This is a genomic window from Bacteroides sp. AF39-11AC (assembly GCF_003474285.1).
Taxonomy (GTDB): Bacteria; Bacteroidota; Bacteroidia; order Bacteroidales; family Bacteroidaceae; genus Bacteroides.
In genome coordinates this window covers 206,057-206,307 of the sequence record NZ_QROH01000011.1, presented here as the reverse complement: position 1 = coordinate 206,307, position 251 = coordinate 206,057, and the positions used below count along the sequence as shown (strand labels likewise).

At 35.9% G+C, this 251-nt stretch carries 1 protein-coding gene; it reads left to right on the top strand.

From position 1 onward, the window contains the following. The coding region (locus DW036_RS25660; protein ID WP_187374664.1) for a hypothetical protein at nucleotides 1-251 on the top strand (251 nt) is incomplete at both ends.

Genomic DNA, 251 nt, shown 5'->3' with positions numbered 1-251 from the left:
CCGAATGTCATCTATGAATTCTGGAAACATTATAATGAGAATAAGGGTATAATCGGATATGGCTTTGATGGCTGGTATCAAATGTCGGACAAGGAATTCCTGACGGCTTATGACAAGTATGGAGAACAAGCTCTGACTTACAATGACCAGACTTCTACGTTATATTATTCTAAGGGTAAGGTTGAGAATGGTCAAGTCGTTATTTATGGAAAGAATATAAAAATAAATAAGACTCTTTATCGTCCTCTTGA